Origin of the sequence: Streptomyces sp. NPDC048277, from assembly GCF_040652235.1 — a bacterium.
In the GTDB taxonomy this organism is placed as follows: domain Bacteria; phylum Actinomycetota; class Actinomycetes; order Streptomycetales; family Streptomycetaceae; genus Streptomyces.
The window spans coordinates 28,978-46,614 of the sequence record NZ_JBEZLQ010000006.1 but is presented as its reverse complement, the minus strand read 5'-3'; the positions used below and the strand labels follow the sequence as shown (position 1 = coordinate 46,614).

The following is a 17,637-nucleotide window of genomic DNA, read 5'->3' as shown; positions in this document are numbered from 1 at the left end:
TCAGTCCTTCAGTCCGGCGTTGATGTCGGCGCCCATGACGTAGCGCTGGAAGACCAGGAAGATGGCGATCAGCGGGATCATGGAGATGACCGATGCGCCGAGCAGGACCGACCAGTTGATGTTCTGCGCGCCGACGATGCTCTGGATGCCGATCTGCACGGTGAACTTGTTCGGGTCGTTGAGCATCAGCAGCGGCCAGATGTAGTCGTTCCACCGCCACTGGAAGGACAGGATGGCGAGGGTCAGCATGATGGGCCGGGAGAGCGGCACCATGATCCGCAGGAAGATCGACAGTTCGCGGGCGCCGTCGATGCGTGCGGCTTCCACGAGCTCGTCGGGAACCGTCAGGAAGAACTGGCGGAACATGAAGCACCCGGTCGCGGTGAGCACGGCGGGGAGGATGATGCCCGCGAACGAGTTGTAGAGGCCGAGGTTGCGGACCACCAGGAACTCCGGGGCGAGCATGACCTCGGACGGCAGCATCGTGGTGGCCAGGATGCAGATGAAGAACGCCTTGAGCCATTTGTTGTCGTACTTGGCCAGCGCGTACCCGGTGCAGCAGCTGACGCCCACCGTGAGGACCGTCGTGATCACACACACGAGGGCGGTGTTGATGAAGTACTGGGAGAAGTTGGCACTGCGCCACGCCGTCAGGTAACCCGACAGGGTGGGGTTGTGCGGAACCAGCGTCAGCGGATAGGAGAACAGGTCGCTGGCCGGCTTGAGGGAGCTGAGGATGAACCACAGCACCGGCAGCCCGTAGAGGCACGCCAGGACCCACAGCAGTGTCGTCGCGGACACCGCCTGGCGGATCCCCCCGCCGGCCGAGCCACGGCGCGGCTTCTTGGCGACGGCCGGTCCGCGCTCGGGGTCGACCCGGCGTGGCATGTCTGTGGTTGTCATCGGTTCTCCACCCGCCGGTTGGCGATCAGCTGGATGATCGCGACGGCCATCAGGATGAGCATGAGCACGAACGACGCGGCGCTCGCGTAGCCGATCTGGCCCCGTTGGAATCCGGTCTGGTAGATGTACTGGACAAGCAGGTTGTTCGAGGTTCCGGGTCCGCCGTTGTTGAGGGAGGCGAACAGCGGGTATTCCTTCATCGCGTTGATCGTGTTGAGCAGGATGACGATGAACGAGGTGGGCGCGATGCTCGGCAGCGTGATGCTGATGAACTGGCGCCAGGGACCCGCGCCGTCGAGCGAGGCCGCCTCGTAGTACGACACCGGTACGTTCTTGATCGCCGCGATGAACAGCAGCATCGAGAAGCCCGTCCAGGCCCAGGACGCCGCCATCACCACCACGAGCAGAGACAGGTCCGCGTTCGACTGCCACGGAACGGCGGATCCGCCGAGCTTCTCGATGATGTAGTTGACCAGTCCGAAGTTCTCGCCGAACAGCCAGCGCCACAGGACACCCACGACGATGGGCGACAGCAGCCACGGTATGAAGAAGATGACGCGGGCGACCGACACGCCCTTGGCGTGCTTGCTCACCAGCACGTTGGCGATGAGCAGCGAGAGCACGAAGTTCAGCGGGACGAAGAGGACGGTGTACAGCAGCGTCCGGGTCAGCGCGTCGTAGAACGTGGAGTCCCCGAACAGGTTGTGGTAATTGTCCAGTCCGATGAACTGGAACGCCCCCACACCGGTGTAGTTCGTGAAGGAGTAGACGAGCCCGATCACTGCCGGCCACACGAAGAACAGTGCGAAGAGCACGACATTGGCCGCGATGAGGACGAGCGGCGCGAAGGTGTAGGTGCTGCGTCGCCTGGGCGGGCTCCCGGACACGTCCGAGGCGCGTTTTGTCATCTTCCTGACTCCGTGCTGTGGGGATGGATTGCGGTGGGCTCACGCCGTGAGCCCGACGTCACGTGGTCGCCCAGGGCGGGGCGGCGGTGTCTCGACCCCGCCGCCCGGCCCTGTGACCTACGATCAGCCGCCGACCTGCTGGTTGTAGCCGTCCACGATGTTCTGGAGGGCCTTGTCGGCCGACTGCTGGCCGTTGATGGCCTTGCCGAGCTCCGTCTTGGTCGGGTCGGTGGTGAGGCTCTTGCCCTTCAGCACCCAGGCCGTCTGCGCGTTGTTGAAGTAGCCCGAGATCGGGGCGTAGAGCGGGATCGACTCGTTGTACAGCTTGAAGGCCGCCTGCGCCGCGTCGGAGGTGAAGGGGTACTTCGGGCTCAGACCGCTCTCGACCGGAAGGAACCCGGAGGTCTCGACCAGCTCGGTGTACTGCTTGGGGTCGTACACCCAGGACATGAACTTCTTGGCGGCGGTGGCCGCGGCGCTGTTGTTGTTGAAGCCGACCATCATGCCGCCGCTGTTGACGTCACTGGCCTGCACCGGCTGGGCGGGGGTCGGGACGCTCGCCCAGTCGAACTTCTTGATGCTGTCCGCGAAGGAGGCGACCTGCCACACGCCGGACCAGTAGGCGACGACGTCACCGCTCTGGAACATGGCCGACGGGTCGGCGCCGCTGGTCCACACCGACTTCGGCATGGTCTTGTCGTCGTTCCATCCGACGAAGGTGTTCACGGCCTTCTTGGTCGCGGCGTCCACCGAGAACTTGCCGGAGGAATCCGCGTGGACGTACTTCCCGCCCATCTCGTACACCATGGCGCGCAGCCGGGACGGCGACTGGTCGAAGGTCAGCGAGTACTTGGCGCCGGTCTTCTCTCTGACCTTGTTGGCCGCCGCGATGAACTCGGTCCAGGTCCAGGTGTTCGAGGGCGAGGCCGGGACGGCGACGCCGGCCTTCTTGAACAGCGTCTTGTTGATGAACAGACCCGACGCGGTGACGTCCGAGGGGATGGACAGCACCTTCCCGGACGTGTCCTTGGCGAGGAAGTTGCCGTTGATGTTGTAGCTCTTGTTGTTGGCGATCGAGCTGAGGTCGATCAGCTTGCTCGACCAGATCGGGTCAAGAGCCGGCACGTCCGCGACGTCGGGCAGGGAGTTCGCCTGCGCGGCGTTGTGCAGCTTCGTCGGGTAGCCGTCGTAGGGGATGTTGACCAGCTTGACGGCGACGCCGGTTTCCTTCTTGTACTGCGCCACCAGCTTCTTCCAGCCCGCGTCCTGGCCCGGAACCGTGGAGATCCAGAACGTCAGCGACTTGGAGGAGCCGCCCGAGTCGGAACCCCCGCCGCAGGCGGAGAGCAGCAGGGCACCTGCCGAGGCGACGGCAGCGAGGGGAACCAGGCGGCGCATACCGCCGCGGCCGAGTCGGCGAGAGCGCCGCACACCCACAGTGGTCATCTTCGATCCCATTTCGTCGGAGGGACGGAGCACGGCGCCGGCTGAGGCGGCACTGGTGCATTTTGAAGGAAAGGTCGCTTTCCGGGGGCGCGGCCTCGCCCGGCCGCATCGTCCACACGGGGCGAGATCCCCGGCCGTCCTGGCCGTCACCGCACGGGCACGCCCTCGTGCGGTTGCCGTACGTCGTGTACGGGCTGGGAGGCTCACCCCAAGTCGGCGTCCCGGCCGACTTAGAAAGCGCTTGTCCGGACATTGGCAGACCGAGTCGGAAGCCGTCAATCCTTCACCTGCGCTCCTTCGGTCACGTTTTGGACTCCCTTGGCCACGGCGAGCCGGGCGGCCCCCACAACGGTACCGAGATCGCAGATCCGGCTGCTGACCGCCTCGGTGGACGGGCCCGGCTCGCCCCACCGGAGGCGGGCGGGGGCCGTCGCTCTCCCCCAGGCCTGGACGGCTCGGGCCGGGCTCAGCAGCGCGTGCGAGCCGCCAGGGGCCGCCAGGGCCGCATCGAGGCGGGCGAAGGCGCAGGCGGCCGGCGAGCGCGGGATGACGTTCCCGGTCACCGCGCCGAAGGTGACGATCGGAGAACAGTTCCGCGGGGTGCAGGGGTGCGGCTTGATCGGGACGAGACCGGGGTGGGTGAGGATCTCGGTGCCGGGCTGCACGGAACCGCTGAGCATCCACAGCAGCGGGGAGAGCGTGACGATCGCGATACCGATGAGCGGCGCGTGGACCGGGCCGGTGCACTGCGCGGGCGGGATGCGGACCGCTCTGTCGCTGCTCGACGCGGCCGGGCGGGACGTGGTCGCCGTCGACGACGGGTTCGGCGCGGCCCGCGAGGCCCATCTGCCGATGGCCCGGCTCACCCCGGCCGAGGCACAGGAGCGCACGGACACGGGTGCCGTCCTGCCGGACGTCCGCGAGGCGGCCGACCGGGCGCGCGGAGGCGTACGAAGGGGGCGGGCGCCGTCGGTCTCGGCCGCTTCGCAGACGTCCTCGGGAAGCTGTCTGAGGTCGGCCAGGAGAGATGGCCATCGGCGTGCCGAACGGTGACGCCGAACCGGCCGAGGAAGTCGTCGACGAGGCCGTCAGCGCGGACCGCGGCCCGGACGAGCGGGTCGCCGGTGAAGGACAGGTACGGCGGGCAGGGCATCGGGCAGACCGTCGGCCGGGGCAGGGCGATGAACCGGGGGGCCAGGAAGACGTGGGGCCGCCGCCCGCCGCCGCGCCCTCTCGCGGGGCGGTGTCGCGTGCGGTCGCGCTCCCGCCGGCCGGACGGGGGCGCCGGCGTCTGCGGCGCGCACGACCTCGCCGGTGTTCGGGGTGGTCGTGCTCATGTCTCCCTGGGCCTCTCCCGACGGTTCCTTTCGCCGGCGCCTACTGCGCCAGGATGTTCGACGCCTGGTCGAAGAACTCGCTCAGCTGCGACTTGATCGTCTCCTTGCCGAAGGCGATGGCGAGGTTGGACTGGAACAGCAGGTCCCAGATCTGGTCGGCACCCGCCGGCGGCGGCTGCGGGGCGTCGAGCACGTCGCCCGACTTCGCGACGCGCTTGGAGATGTAGTCGCCCATCGCCAGGTTGCGCTTGTCGGCGTCGGCGAGACCCGCCTTGATCAGGTTGCGGGCCTTGTCGGTCGGCGGGATGCCGCGCAGCAGCTGCATGTCCTTGATCGCGGTGGCGTCCTGGGCGAAGAACGACATGATCTTCACCGAGTCGGCGACCCGCTCGCTGGCCTTGGTGGCGCTCAGCAGGACGCCGCCGTTGACGAAGTTGCCCTCGCGGGCGCCGGACCAGTCGCCCTGCGGGGTGGGCAGGAAGTCCAGGGTGGCGTCGGTGACGGCGCCGCCCGCGCCGTAGACACCGGAGTCGAAGGTGAACAGCGCCTTGCCGATGACGACCGCGTTCTTGGTGAGGTTGTTGTGGGCGGCGGAGGTGACGGCGGGCGGCGGGCACGCGTTGGACTTGCGCATGTCATCCCAGTACTGCCACCACTCCTGGAGGACGTCCGAGGTGAAGCCGAGCTTCTTGCCGTTGGCGGAGAAGAGCTGGCTGCCCTTCTCGCGGGCGAATATCTCGAAGGCCTGGAGGGTGCTGCCGCCGCCGTCGTCGGTGCCGTAGATCCTGCCACCGCTCTTCCTGTGGACATCGGCGGAGATGTTCTTCAGGTCGGCCCAGGTCCACTCGGGGTCCGGGTAGGTCAGGCCGAGCTTCTCCAGAGCGCTGCGGTTGACGGTGAGCTGGTTGACGCCGATCCCGGACGGGACACCGTAGAGCTTGCCGTCGACGGTGCCGGCGGCGAGCAGTGTCTTGGAGAAGCCGGTGAGGTCGAGGTCCTTGCCGACGTAGGAGTCGATCGGGGCGAGGACTCCCTTGCGGGCGTACTGGGCGACCAGCGCGGTGTCCATCTGCAGCAGGTCGGGGGCGCTGCCGCTGGCGACCTGGGTGTTGAAGGTGTCGAAGTACCCGTCGTAGCTGGAGTGGGTCTCCTGGACCTTGATACCGGGGTTCTGCTTCTGGAAGTAGGCCAGGGCCTTCTTGTACGCGGCGTGGCGGTCGTCGCTGCCCCACCAGGTCATCGTCAGCTGGTCACTGCTGCTGCCGGCACCGGTGTCGCCGCCGCAGGCGGAGAGCGAGGTGCCGAGAGCGCCGGCGACGGCTATCCCTCCCGCGGTGCGGAAGAGGGTTCTGCGCGAGATCTGGTGACCCACCGGGTCCTCCCTGAAGGTGCATAACGAATACCCCGGCCGAAGAGGAGAACGGCCGGGGTGCGATGTGCTCGAAGTCCGCTTTCCGGCTGACGGCCTCGCCCGGCCGTACCGCCCTGCCGGGTGGGCTCAGCGGTCTCGACGACCGTCGCCCGCGACACGCCCACGCCGGGCTTCCGTACCTTGCCGTACGGCCGGGACGCTCACCCCAACTCGGCGTCCTGGCCGACCAAGAAAGCATTCGTCATGAATGTCAGACCGGTGAGGAAGCCGTCAATCCTCCGTATGCGCGCCGCCGGTCACGGTTTGGACTCCCTTCGCCACGGCGAGCCGGGCGGCCCCCACGACGGTGCCGAGATCGCCGATCTGGCTGCTGACCACCTCGGTCGGCCAGCTCAGCCGGGCCAGCTCGGCGCGCACCCCCGGAAGGATCTGGGGGTCCGCGCCGGTGCTGCCGCCGAGCACGATCAGCCCCGGATCCAGTACGGCGGTCACGGCGGCGGCCAGCCGGCCCACGTCGGCGGCGTGCCGGGCGACGAGGGCACGGGCGGGCTCCCGGCCCGCGGCGGCCAGCGCGAAGAGCCGCTCGGCGGTTCGCGGGCGGGGGCCGTCGCTCTCCCGCCAGGCCTGGGCGGCCCGGCGCAGCAGCGCGTGCGAGCCGACATACGCCTCCAGGGCCTCCTGGCGCGGCTCCCGGTCGTCGTCCCAGGGATAGGGCAGCCGGGCCAGCTCACCGGCGGCGCCGTTCGCCCCGCGCAGCACCTGGCCGCCGATGACGATACCGAGACCGATACCGACGCCGATGCGCAGATAGCCGAAGCTGCCGCGGCCCCGCGCGGCACCCTCCTGGAGTTCGGCGAGGGCGGCGCAGTTGACGTTGTTCTCCAGGTGGACGGGGACGCCCGGCGGCAGCGCGACGGACACCGCGTCGAAGACGGGCCCGGCCTTGGCGGTCGCCGGGCGCATGCCGGTGCCCGCGCGGTCGGGCTCGGTGACGTCACCGACGGCCACCACGATGGCCCGCATCGGGGCGTCGGCGGGCAGGGCGGCCAGCGCCTCGCGCACCGCGTCGGCGGCCCTGCCCCGTGGCGTGGTCGCCTCCGCGAGCAGGGTGCCGTCCAGGGCGCAGGCCCGCACCCGGGTGCGGGCGGGGCCCAGGTCCACGGCGAGGACCGAGCCGGAGGCGGGCCCGAGCCCGTAGACGGCGGCGGAGCGGCCGGTGCCGCTGGACGCGGTGCCGGAGCAGGTGGCCAGCCGGGCGTTCTCCAGCTCCGCGACGGCGGCGGAGACCGTCGGTTTGGACAGCCCCGCAAGGCTTGCCAGCTGCGGCCGGGTGGCGCTGCCCGCCTGCGCCAGGACGGCGAACACCGCCCCGGCGCTCTCGGTGAGGCGGGGGGTTTCAGTCACAGCGTGTTCCACGGTTCCCCCATGGGTCAGGGCCGCGCTCCCCGGCTGCGGGGTGCGGCGATGCGGTGCCCTCGTGCCGCGCGGTCCCGCCCGGCGGCGCCGTGTCCCGTCGATCGACTGCGCGAGGACTTGACGCACTGTACTTCGTTAGTTAACTTCCTAACGAAGTACACGGTACTCGCCTACCGTGCTCCGCAAGAAGCCCGTCCCGGGGCTTCCCGACTCGCTCAACTCCTGTTCGGCCAGGCGCGGTTCGCCCGCCGTCGCTGTTAGGGCCTGTCCGGCGGATCAAGTCGCAGGAAATCAGCGACGCCTCCCCGCGTCTGCGGCTGGACCCGCCGGACAGGCCCTGGGTGCCATGCTCTTCGGCGCTCTTCGCCCAGACGACGAAAGAGGATCCGTGCAGGACTCCCCTTCTGCGTGCCCGCTCGTGGTCGGTATCGACGTGGGCGGCACCAAGACCCATCTCCGCGCCCTCGCCGGCACGGACACGGTCGCCGATCACATCCGTCCGAGCAGCGGCTGGCGGCCGCACGATCCGGCCGCCGCGGCCCGCTGGCTGACGGCACTGCTCCACGAGGCCCTGCCCGCCGACACCCGCCCAGCCGCGCTGGCCGTCGGCGGGCACGCCTGTGAGACCCCCCGCCAGTGCGCCGGCATCGCCGCCGCACTCCGGGACTCCCTCGCCGTGCCCGTCCTGGTCGTGGGCGACGCCGAACTCCTCGTCCCCGCCGCGGGCCTGGACAAGGGCGTCGGTCTGGTCGCCGGCACCGGTTCGGTGGCCGTGGGCCGGCAGGCCGACGGCAGCCCCGTGCAGGTCGGCGGCTGGGGCGCGGTCCTCGGCGACGAGGGCGGCGCCGCCGGGCTCGTCCGCGAGGCCGCCCGCGCCGTCTGGGCCGCGCACGACCGCGGCGAGGCGCCCGACGCGCTCGCGACGGGACTGATCGCCGCCTTCGACGTGGCCGAAGTACCCGCACTCGGCGCCGCGTTGGAGAGCGCCTCCGCCGTCTCCGCGGAGTGGGGCCGGCACGCCCCGGTGCTCTTCGCGGCGGCAGCGGCCGGCTCCCGTCTCGCCGAGGACGTGATCACCGACGGCGGCCGCGCGCTCGCCGCCCTCGTGGCCCGGCTCGCCGCCCGCGGCCTCCCCGTGGACGACGTGGTGGTCGCGGGCGGCACGATCCTCTCCCAGCAGCGGTTGTACGACGCTTTCGCCGGCGCGCTCGCCGGGGCCGTACCGGGAGCCCGGCCGCAGCCGTTGCGCCGTCCGCCCGTCGAGGGCGCGGTGGCCCTCGCGCGTTCGGTCCTGTGAGCAGGCTGTCCGTGTCCGTTCACGTCCTCGACCAGGGACCACGGGTCGTTCGACGACACGAACGCGCAGGTCCCGGCCCGTTCTTCCTGTGAACCACCTGCCTGTCGTTCAACTCCGGGCCATGTGACGGTCGTCGGACCATGACCGACGGGACACGGACCCGCCTTAGAACTTCGCTCGTTCAACACTTTTCCCACGCGAACCCACCCGCTCGTGCACATCGGGCGCAACGGCGTTTCGTGTGAACTCCCTTCCGGCCGCAGCGCCGTAGAACTCAAGAGAGGCATACCCATGCCGTCACCTGCCGGGCACCACACCTCTTCTCCGGCCCGTGGACTCGCCGTCGGCCGACGGGGATTCCTGAAGACCTCGCTCGGCGCGTCGGCGGGCATGGTGGCCGCCCCGACCCTCGTCAGCTGGCTCGCGGCCGCCGACGCCAAGGCCGCGACGGCCCTCGCGTTCGTCGACGACTACAAGACGAACATCAGCACCAACCTGACCGCCGACACCAACGCGGTGGTCCGGATCCTCGGCGGCTTCGCGCAGATATGGAAGACCGGTACCGCCTGGAACACCGGCACCGTCCTGCGGGCCGACATCCTCCGTGCCAACATGCGGTACTGCGCCCGCATCACCGCCAGGCGCACCGACGCCGAGGCGAAGAAGGCGTTCCTCTACGACCGGCAGCACCAGAGCTACGCGATGATCGCCGGCCTCGGCCCGCTCGCCGACCTCTACAAGGCCGGTTCGCTCGCGGTCACCTCGATCACCAGCGCGCCCGACGGCACGCCCGCGACCACGATCAGCGACGCCGTCCCGGCCGGCGCCCCGGCGGGCTCCGCGCTCGGCGCGGGCTCGCACGACTCGGCGCTGGGCAAGGTGGCCACCCTGGTCGACACCGTGCGCGGCAACTACGCGTCCGGCAACCCGTCCAAGTACGCCTACCAGTACCCGCGTCCGTGGCGGATGAACGAGGACAGCGAGGTCGTCGACACCGGCACGACCGACGCCTTCGGCTTCCCGGTCTACGAGTCCGACGTGGTCGTCGCCCCGCAGCTGCTGCGCCAGCGCGGCACCTCCCCGACCGACGACGGCGGCTTCCCGTCCGGCCACACCAACGCCTTCCACCTGGCGGGCCTGGCCTACGCGTACGCGGTGCCGGAGCGCTTCCAGGAGCTGGTGACCCGCGCCCTGGAGCTCGCCGACACCCGCATCGTCGCGGGCATGCACAACACGGTCGACGTGATCGGCGGCCGCATCATGGCCACCGCCCTGGCCGCCGCGACCCTCGCCGACCCCGCCAACGCCGACCTCAAGGCGGCCGCCCGCGCCCAGGCCCTGGCCTACTTCGAGGCGCAGACCGGCACCACCGCGGACACGCTGTACGCCTACGCCCACTCGGCCGGTGCGGACACCGACCCGTACACCGACCGCGAGGCCAACGAGCGCGCGATCACGCCCCGGCTGACGTACGTCCTGCAGCGTCAGGGCCGCGACCTGCCGCTCACCGTGCCCAAGGGCGCCGAGGTGCTCCTGGAGACCCGCCAGCCGTACCTCTCCGCCGACCAGCGCCGCGAGGTGCTGCGCACCACCGGCCTGCCCTCCGGGTACGTGCTCCTCGACGGACCGGAGCAGTGGGGCCGCCTCAACCTGTTCGCCGCGGCGGACGGTTACGGCTCCTTCGACGCGGACGTCACGGTCACCCTGGACGCGACGGCGGGCGGCTTCGCGGCGGCCGACAGCTGGCGCAACGACATCGACGGCCGGGGCGGTCTGACCAAGCTCGGCACCGGCACGCTGACCCTGGCCGGCCGCAACCGCTACACGGGCGGCACCGTCCTGGCGGCGGGCACCCTGGTCGCCGCCGCGGACGACGCGCTGGGCCACGGCGACGTCCGGGTCACGGCCGGCACGCTGCGGGTGACGGACCGGGTGTTCGTGCGCGGTGCGTACACGCAGGACGCGGGCACCCTGGAGGTCACGCTGAGCAAGGGCTGCAAGGCGCCGCTCACGGTGAAGCACCTCGCGGTCCTGGGCAAGGGCACCACCCTGAGCCTGAATCTCGGCACCGAGCGCCCGCCGGCCGCGGGCAGCATCCTCCCGGTGCTCGACGTACCGCGCCTGCGTGGTCAGTTCGACAAGGTGGAGCTGAACTCCACCACGCTGCGGGCCGTACCCGTCTACACGGCAGACGGTCTGTCGGTACGACTCGTGAAGCGGTGACGCGCCCGGTGGCGGGAGCGGTGCGACAGTAGGGCCATGACGGCCAGTGATCGCTCCCGTCACCGCGGGTCCGATGTCCCCGCGGGGCGGATGATGGCAAGCGAACAGCAGTCGGTTCTCGAACCCGACGTCCCAGGTGTCCCCGTCGGCCCCGGGCCGGTTCCCCGGCCCACTCCCGCGGCCCGGCTGAACGCCGCCCTGCGGGCCCGCCGCCGGTGGCTGGTGCCGGTCCTCGTGGTGCTGCTGCTCGCCCAGATGGCGGCGGCGATGGTGACCACCGCCGTCCAGCAGACACCCACCATCGACGAGCCGGTCTACGTCGCCACGGCCACCGACTACCTCCACGAGCACCGGGTCCGCTACAACCCCGAACACCCGCCGCTGGGCAAGCTCGTCATCATGGCCGGCCTCGCGGTCGCCGACCCGCACTACGACCCGTCGTACCACGGCGACCAGGGGCAGGTGGGCCGGCATCTGCTGTACTCGTCCGGCAACGACCCCTGGCGGGTGATGTTCTGGGCCCGGCTGCCGGTGATCGTCCTGACGCTGCTGTTCGGTCTGGTCGTGTTCGCCTTCGCCCGCGAGGTCCTCGGTACGGCCGCCGGACTGCTCGCGCTCGCGCTGTACGCCTTCTCCCCCGACCTGATCGCACAGGGCTCGCTGGCCACGCTCGACGCGCCGTCGGCCGGGTTCGTGCTGACCGCGGCCTGGCTGGTGTGGCGGGCCCGGCGCCGGCCCCGGCTGTATCTGCCGCTGGCGGGCGCCGCGTTGGGGGCCTCGGTGGCGACGAAGATGAGCGCGCTGCCGGCGATCCCGGTGCTGATGGCGCTGGCGGTGCTGTCGCTGTGGGGCGCCCGCCCGGGCCGGGCCCTGCGTGCCCTCGCGGCCGCCGCGGTGGTGCTGGTGACGGCGGTCGCCGTGGTCTGGCTCTCCTATCTGGCGGTCGATCCGCGCCTGCGCTTCGTGCCCGCCGAACCCGTGCCGGCCGTGCACGGGCTGCGGGGAGCCCTGGTCGATCTGATGCCCTTCCCGAGGGCCTACCGGGACGGCATGCGGGTGCAGTTCGCGCTGGAGGACCTGCCCTGGCAGGGCTATCTGTTCGGGCATCTCTACACCGGCTCCCGCTGGTACTACCTGCCGGCCGCCCTGCTGGTGAAGACCCCGCTCGGCATGCTCGCGCTGTGGGCGGCCGGCACGGCCGCGATGGTGACGGTACGGCGGCTGCGGCCGGCCGCGCCGTACGTGCTGCTGCTGCCGGCCGTGCTGCTGGCCTCGGCGATGACCGGGTCGCGGGACTTCGGGACGCGGTACGCGCTGTTCATGCCGATGTTCCTGGCGGTGGGCGCGGCCTCGGTGCTGGCGGTGCGGTGGCGGTGGTCGCGGCCGGTGGCCGGGGCGCTGGTGCTGTTCGTCGCGGTGAGTTCGCTGCGCACGTTCCCGCTCTATCTGCCGTACTCCAACGAGGCGTTCGGCGGTCCGGCGAAGACACATCTGCGGCTGCACGACTCCAACGTGGACTGGGGCCAGGACCTGGGCCGCCTCGCCGACCGGCTGAAGGAGCGCTATCCGGGCGAGCGGATCTGGCTGGTCTACAAGGGCAGTGGCGTTCCGGCGTACTACGGCATCCACGCCGCCGACCCCCGCAAGGTGCCGCCCGGCAAGGTGCACGGGCTGCTGGTCGTCTCGGACTCCTGGGTCGCCAAGGCGCGGGGCAGGCTGGCCGAATTGATCCACAGCAGTCGTCCGGTCGATGATGTCGGTCATTCGATCACCATCTACCGGCGGTGACGACCACCCGGACTCCGGCGCTGGTCGCGCGCTCCGTGTGTCCGGCCGCCGGGGCGGTCCGGCGTACCGCGCAGCCCCTGGTCACCACGGTCCGTGAGCTATGTTGAGTCCTCGTGGGAGACAAAGGAGGCGCTTCGGTGCCATCGGAGCAGCAGGCTCGCGCTCAGGCATCCGCGATCACCTCGGGCAAAATCGTGCCGGAGGCGGAGGCCGCGCCCACCTCCCAGCTCCGCGAGCTCTTCGACGGCCCCCGGCTCTCCCCCGGGCAGCGGCGCATCGCCCAGTACCTGATCGACCACATCACCGAGGCTGCCTTCCTGTCCATCACCGACCTCGCCGACCGGGTCGGGGTCAGCCAGCCGTCGGTGACCCGGTTCGCGGCGGCGGTCGGCTTCAGCGGCTACCCCGCGCTGCGGGAACGGCTCCAGTCGATCGCGCTGCGCACCCTGGCGGGCGGTACGGGGGCGGCCACCGAGCAGCGCAGCAACGAGCTCCAGGCGGCCGTGGACGCCGAGATCGAGAACCTGGAGAACCTGCGCCGGGACTTCGCCGACCCGGACCGGGTGATCTGGATCGGCCGCGAGCTGTCGAAGTCGTCCCCGCTGACGGTCCTCGGCCTGCGTATCTCCGTCTCGCTGGCGGAGTACTTCGCCTACGCCGCCCGCCGTATCCACCCCGACGTACGGCTGGTGACCCGGGGCGGCAGCGTGGCCTACGACGCGCTGCTGCAGTCGCGTGAGGCGGGCGGCACCTGGGTGCTGGCGTTCGGTATGCCACGGCATGCGCAGGAGACGCTCACGGCGATCAGAGTGGCGCGCACCGCGGGGCTGCGGGTCGCCCTGGTGACCGATCTCGCGCTCGGCGCGCTGGCCGACGAGGCCGATGTCACCTTCAGCACCGGCATCGGGTCCCGCCTGGTCTTCGACACCTACGCGGCGCCCGGCCTGATGGCCGCCGCGCTGCTCCAGGCCATGACCGACGCCGACCCCGGACGCACCCAGGCGCGTCTGGAGGAGTACGAGCAGGTCGCCGAGCAGCACCAGTTCTTCCTCAAGGACTGACCCCGGGGTCCGCCGTATCGGCCGTCCCTTCTTCTTCCCCCCGCATGGGCGCGTAAGGGGATCATTCACCCCATTCCACGCATGAATGTTTTCATACGCCTTGCAAAGCAGACGGCATATATAAATACTGCTCACGGATCACCCCGGCGTACTCCGGGCACGTTCCGCACCCCAGGACGCATCACCGCACCCGCCCCGAGAAAGCCGACGGACCGCCCATGCGCACGCAGCACCACCCGCAGTGCCGGCGACCGACGCCCGGGGCCCCTGCACGGACACCCCTTGCCGCCGTCTCCTACCCGCGTCGGCGCCCGGGGTGTTCGGACGGGCATCGCCTGCGCGATTCGCCCGCGGCGGCTCCGGTCATCCCCTAGGCCGGAGCCGCCCAGACACCCCCGTCGACCACCCTCACGACGCCGCACACCCGGAAGCGATGATCATGACTCTGACGACGACCGCGCGCATCAGCCCCGACTGGCCCTGCCAGGTCAAGGCCCCGGGCAGCTACGACTGGGAACGCTCCGCCACCAAGTGGCTGCGCGAACTGGTGCCGGCCCGCTACGCCAGCTACCCGGCGATGCTCCGCCACCCCGTGCTGCTCGCCCGGCACGCGCAGATCCAGGTCCAGCACGAGATCCGGGTGGCGCGCACGGCGCTGCAGACCGCGCGGGCCGAACTGCCCCTGCTGGGCCTGCCGGAGTCGGTCATCGAACACACGATCAAGCTGTACGCGGCGGAAGTCCTGCAGCTCCAGCACATCGCGCGCAGCGTGCGCGCGGTCACCGAGGCGCTCGTAGGGCACAGCACGGGCCGCTGATAGGCCCATAGCCGTCAGTCCTGTCAGTCGCCGTCAGCCGTCGCCAGTCGTCATCAGTCGTCGTCGCGGTGCCGCCAGTACCAGATCAGACCCGTCGCCAGGGCCAGCAGGAACACGGCGGGCAGCAGCAGGCCCGGGATGCGGGAGCCGGTCATCGATGGCCTTCGGGGTCGTACGGCGGGAACGCGGCGGCACGGACCGCCGGGTGGCCCCCATGGTGACGCCCCCTCAGCACGCTTTCCCCGTACTTTTCCCGCCCGTTGCCCCGCGTTCGAGCGCGCTCGGCCGGGCCGCCGGGCAGGCGCCCCCGGTCAGCCGCCGGTGAGGCTGGTGCGGGACTCCAGGGACTTGCGGGTGTCGTCGCCGTAGACGCCGCGTTCGTCGCCGCTGATGCCGTACCAGATCTGGAAGCGTTCCACGGCCGCGGTGAGGGCGGCGTCGTACGTTCCGCCGGTGGAGCCGTCCCGGTAGACGTCCGGGATACGCAGGAGGCGTTGCTCCAGTTCGACGACCTCGGGGCCGCTGTCGCCCTGGCGCAGGGTGCCCGCGCCGTCGGGGTCGGTGGAGCCGGACGCGGTCGGTGCGGTGGTGGCCGGTGCCGTGGTGGCGGACGGGGACGGCTGGGCGGCCGCGGCGGTGCCCTCGCGGCCGGGGAGCAGGAGGGCGCAGCCGAAGCCGACCAGGGCGGCCGCTCCGACGGCCACACCGGCCGCCGCTCTGCGAAGCCCCGGGCCGAAGCCGAAGCGGGACGAGCCGGAGCCATGCCCGTGACCGCGGCCATGACCGCCCGGCGCGAGATGCGGGCCGTCGGTGACGGGCGGCAGTTCCTGGGTCTCGTCCTCCGTGCCGGAGCCGGACCACCCGGCCGGCTCGAAGGCCTCGAAGTCCGCCGGACCCGACCGGTCCTTCTGCTGCTCCTTCTGCCGGTTCTGCTGTTCCCGTGCCTTCTCGTCGGCCTCCGCCTCCTCGCGGATCTCGCGCATCAGCTCCGCGAGGGCGTCGAGTCGACGGGGGCGCAGCACCCGGACCGGTTCCAGGACCGGTCCGCGGTGCGGCTGCTCAGGGTCGGGCGGTGTCGACACACTGCTCTCCTTCTACGTCCCGTGCGCACAGGTGTCCGCGATCCCCGAGAACAGATACGGGAGGACCGGCGCGGCGGTTCAGCCACAGCCGGGCGGGTGAGCCGATGACCGCTCCGAAAGCACTCAGTTCCCCCAGGCGTGTGCACTGAGTGCCAGAAGGGCGGACGGAATGCTACGTTCGCGTCCATGAGCTCCAGCAGCACGGCACCAGCCGCGAAACCGGCCATGCGGGACGCCCTGGTCGCGGCGGCCTTCCAGCTCTTCCTGGAGCGCGGCTACGAGCAGACGACCGTCGACGACATCGTTTCCCTCGCGGGGGTCGGGCGGCGCTCCTTCTTCCGCTACTTCCCGTCCAAGGAGGACGTGGTCTTCCCCGACCACGAGGGCTGTCTGGCCGACATGACCGCGTTCCTGGCGGTGAGCGACCCGCGGCACGAGCCGGTGCGGCGGGTGTGCGACGCGGCCCGGCTGGTGCTGCGGATGTACGCGGAGAACCCCACGTTCTCCGTGCAGCGCTACCGGCTCACCAAGCAGGTGCCGGGGCTGCGCGCCTACGAGCTGTCGGTGGTGTGGCGCTACGAGCGCGCACTGGCCGACTACCTCCGCGGCCGTTTCGCCGGCCGCCGGGACGGGACGCTGCGGGCGGACGTCATCGCGGCGGCCGTGGTGGCGGCGCACAACAACGCGCTCCGCTCCTGGCTGCGTTCGGACGGCGAGGGCGACGCGGGCGCCACCGTCGACCACGCCCTGCGCTATGTGCAGGAGGCGTTCAGCACCCCGGCCCCCGACACCGGTGTCGGCACCGACACCGACGGAACGTCGGCCGCGCTGTTCGGCGGCCCGACGGAGCACCCGGACGACGTGGTCGTCCTCGTCTCCCGGCGCGACGCCCCGCTGTGGCGGGTGGTGCAGGAGATCGAGACCGCGTTCGGTCGCGCCTGACCGTCGTCACGCCGCAAGGTCGGCGAAAATTTGGGGTACGCAGTACCTTTACGAGTGGCACTCAGTGCCATACGCTGACGGCGTGCACGGTGGCACGGTGAACCGCGCACTCGCGTGCCCGGCGGGTCCGGGCACGCCGGATTCGGGATTCCGGGCGAGCGCAGGGAGTTGACCAGCGTGTACCACTACTCGGGGAGCGCCGTACCGTCGGCGGTCGGATTCGCGACGAGCGTTCTCGACCCCACGCCCGCGGACCGTCACAAGGACGCCATCGTCTTCCAGCGCTGCACCTGGTGCGGCACCGCCATGTACCACCGCCTGCTGTGTCCGGTGTGCCAGGGCAGCGAACTGCGCACGGAGCGCAGCGAGGGCACGGGCACGGTCCGCCACTCGACGGTGGTGCACCGCAACACGCCCGCCGCGCGCAATGTGTCCCTGATCGAGATGGCCGAGGGGTTCGTCGTGCGGGCCCGGGTCATGGGCCCGCCGATCGGCATCCACAGCGGCGACCGGGTCAAGCTCTCCACGGCCAAGGACCCGGTGCGCGGCGAGCCGGTCTTCCAACTGCTCGACGAGCCGTACCGGGCCTGGAGCTGACACCCGGAAACCCGGTTGCGCGGCAGCCGGTCACCCGGGCGAGGATACGTCCATGGACGATGAATCGGCCCAGGTGGAGGCGGCGATCGCGGGCGAGCTGCGGCTCATGGACCCCGAGGTGCGCGCCTCCCGGGAGCCGGCGCGCGAGCTGCTGGACCCGGAGTTCGTGGAGGTCGGCGCGTCCGGCCGCCGGTTCGGCTACGAGCAGTTGCTCGCCGAACTGCCGGACAGGCCGGGCGCGTCCAAGGACGGCCCGCACTACGAGCCCTCCGGAATGACCGGGGTCCTCCTCGCCCCGGGCCTGGTGCAGGTGACCTTCGAGGCCAGGCTCGGCGACCGCCGCTCCCGGCACAGCTCCCTGTGGCGCAGGCGCGACGAGAAGAGCGGCTGGCGGATGTACTACCACCAGGGCACGGTCGTACCGCCCGGCGTCGACCCCGCATAACCA

Annotated in this window: 15 protein-coding genes and 1 pseudogene; 9 read left to right on the top strand and 7 right to left on the bottom strand. The window is 71.0% G+C overall.

The features are described 5' to 3' along the window. The 4 genes from AB0D85_RS15480 to AB0D85_RS15465 all read right to left on the bottom strand — a co-directional run bounded on the left by AB0D85_RS15480 (position 1) and on the right by AB0D85_RS15465 (position 3,937). Positions 1-903: a carbohydrate ABC transporter permease gene (locus tag AB0D85_RS15480; RefSeq protein WP_362319426.1), complete on the bottom strand. Its 903-nt coding sequence runs from the start codon at positions 901-903 to the stop codon at positions 1-3. Further along, complete coding sequence (locus tag AB0D85_RS15475) at positions 900-1,811, bottom strand: sugar ABC transporter permease (protein ID WP_362319423.1); 912 nt, start codon at positions 1,809-1,811, stop codon at positions 900-902. Before AB0D85_RS15475 ends, AB0D85_RS15480 begins: the two co-directional genes overlap by 4 nt. 123 nt (positions 1,812-1,934) lie before the next feature. Next, a complete protein-coding gene (locus AB0D85_RS15470) occupies positions 1,935-3,257 on the bottom strand; it encodes an extracellular solute-binding protein (RefSeq protein ID WP_362319420.1) in 1,323 nt (440 codons plus the stop codon). A gap of 275 nt (positions 3,258-3,532) precedes the next feature. Beyond that, on the bottom strand, positions 3,533-3,937 hold the full coding sequence (locus AB0D85_RS15465) for a hypothetical protein (RefSeq protein WP_362320389.1): 405 nt from the start codon (positions 3,935-3,937) through the stop codon (positions 3,533-3,535). 61 nt (positions 3,938-3,998) lie between these two features. Between AB0D85_RS15465 and AB0D85_RS15460 the strand changes: the two are divergent. Beyond that, positions 3,999-4,310, top strand: a pseudogene (locus AB0D85_RS15460) (MBL fold metallo-hydrolase); the annotation flags it as partial. A gap of 324 nt (positions 4,311-4,634) precedes the next feature. On the opposite strand, the gene AB0D85_RS15455 reads toward AB0D85_RS15460, so the two are convergent. Together AB0D85_RS15455 and AB0D85_RS15450 are read right to left on the bottom strand one after the other, a co-directional pair. Continuing rightward, the gene (locus tag AB0D85_RS15455; protein ID WP_362319417.1) at positions 4,635-5,966 is read right to left on the bottom strand and encodes an extracellular solute-binding protein; all 1,332 of its coding nucleotides are present in this window, start codon (positions 5,964-5,966) and stop codon (positions 4,635-4,637) included. Positions 5,967-6,236: 270 nt separating this feature from the next. Then, positions 6,237-7,382, bottom strand: coding sequence for an ROK family transcriptional regulator (locus AB0D85_RS15450; protein ID WP_362319414.1), 1,146 nt, complete (start codon positions 7,380-7,382; stop codon positions 6,237-6,239). 388 nt (positions 7,383-7,770) lie between these two features. Here AB0D85_RS15450 and AB0D85_RS15445 point away from each other — a divergent pair, with 388 nt between their 5' ends. The 5 genes from AB0D85_RS15445 (at position 7,771) to AB0D85_RS15425 (ending at position 14,568) form a co-directional block, all read left to right on the top strand. Beyond that, positions 7,771-8,679: a BadF/BadG/BcrA/BcrD ATPase family protein gene (locus AB0D85_RS15445; RefSeq protein WP_362319410.1), complete on the top strand. Its 909-nt coding sequence runs from the start codon at positions 7,771-7,773 to the stop codon at positions 8,677-8,679. A 291-nt stretch (positions 8,680-8,970) separates the two neighbouring features. Further along, the gene (locus tag AB0D85_RS15440) at positions 8,971-10,902 is read left to right on the top strand and encodes a phosphatase PAP2 family protein (RefSeq protein WP_362319407.1); all 1,932 of its coding nucleotides are present in this window, start codon (positions 8,971-8,973) and stop codon (positions 10,900-10,902) included. 90 nt (positions 10,903-10,992) lie between these two features. Continuing rightward, positions 10,993-12,690, top strand: coding sequence for a phospholipid carrier-dependent glycosyltransferase (locus AB0D85_RS15435; protein WP_362320341.1), 1,698 nt, complete (start codon positions 10,993-10,995; stop codon positions 12,688-12,690). Between the two features lie 137 nt (positions 12,691-12,827). Then, complete coding sequence (locus AB0D85_RS15430; RefSeq protein ID WP_362319404.1) at positions 12,828-13,751, top strand: MurR/RpiR family transcriptional regulator; 924 nt, start codon at positions 12,828-12,830, stop codon at positions 13,749-13,751. Between the two features lie 433 nt (positions 13,752-14,184). Next, positions 14,185-14,568, top strand: a complete 384-nt coding sequence (locus tag AB0D85_RS15425) for a hypothetical protein (RefSeq protein ID WP_362319401.1) — start codon at positions 14,185-14,187, stop codon at positions 14,566-14,568. Between the two features lie 311 nt (positions 14,569-14,879). Here AB0D85_RS15425 and AB0D85_RS15420 read toward each other — a convergent pair whose 3' ends face one another. Further along, positions 14,880-15,650, bottom strand: coding sequence for a peptidoglycan-binding protein (locus tag AB0D85_RS15420; protein WP_362319398.1), 771 nt, complete (start codon positions 15,648-15,650; stop codon positions 14,880-14,882). A gap of 186 nt (positions 15,651-15,836) precedes the next feature. Between AB0D85_RS15420 and AB0D85_RS15415 the strand changes: the two genes are divergently transcribed. From AB0D85_RS15415 to AB0D85_RS15405, 3 genes are all read left to right on the top strand, one after another. Beyond that, entirely contained in the window at positions 15,837-16,592 is a 756-nt protein-coding gene (locus AB0D85_RS15415; protein WP_362319395.1) for a TetR family transcriptional regulator, read from the top strand. Between the two features lie 177 nt (positions 16,593-16,769). Then, positions 16,770-17,189 (top strand): zinc ribbon domain-containing protein, encoded by a 420-nt coding sequence (locus AB0D85_RS15410; protein WP_362320339.1) that lies wholly within the window; start codon positions 16,770-16,772, stop codon positions 17,187-17,189. 52 nt (positions 17,190-17,241) lie between these two features. Continuing rightward, a complete protein-coding gene (locus tag AB0D85_RS15405; protein WP_362319392.1) occupies positions 17,242-17,634 on the top strand; it encodes a nuclear transport factor 2 family protein in 393 nt (130 codons plus the stop codon). Positions 17,635-17,637 lie beyond the last annotated feature (3 nt).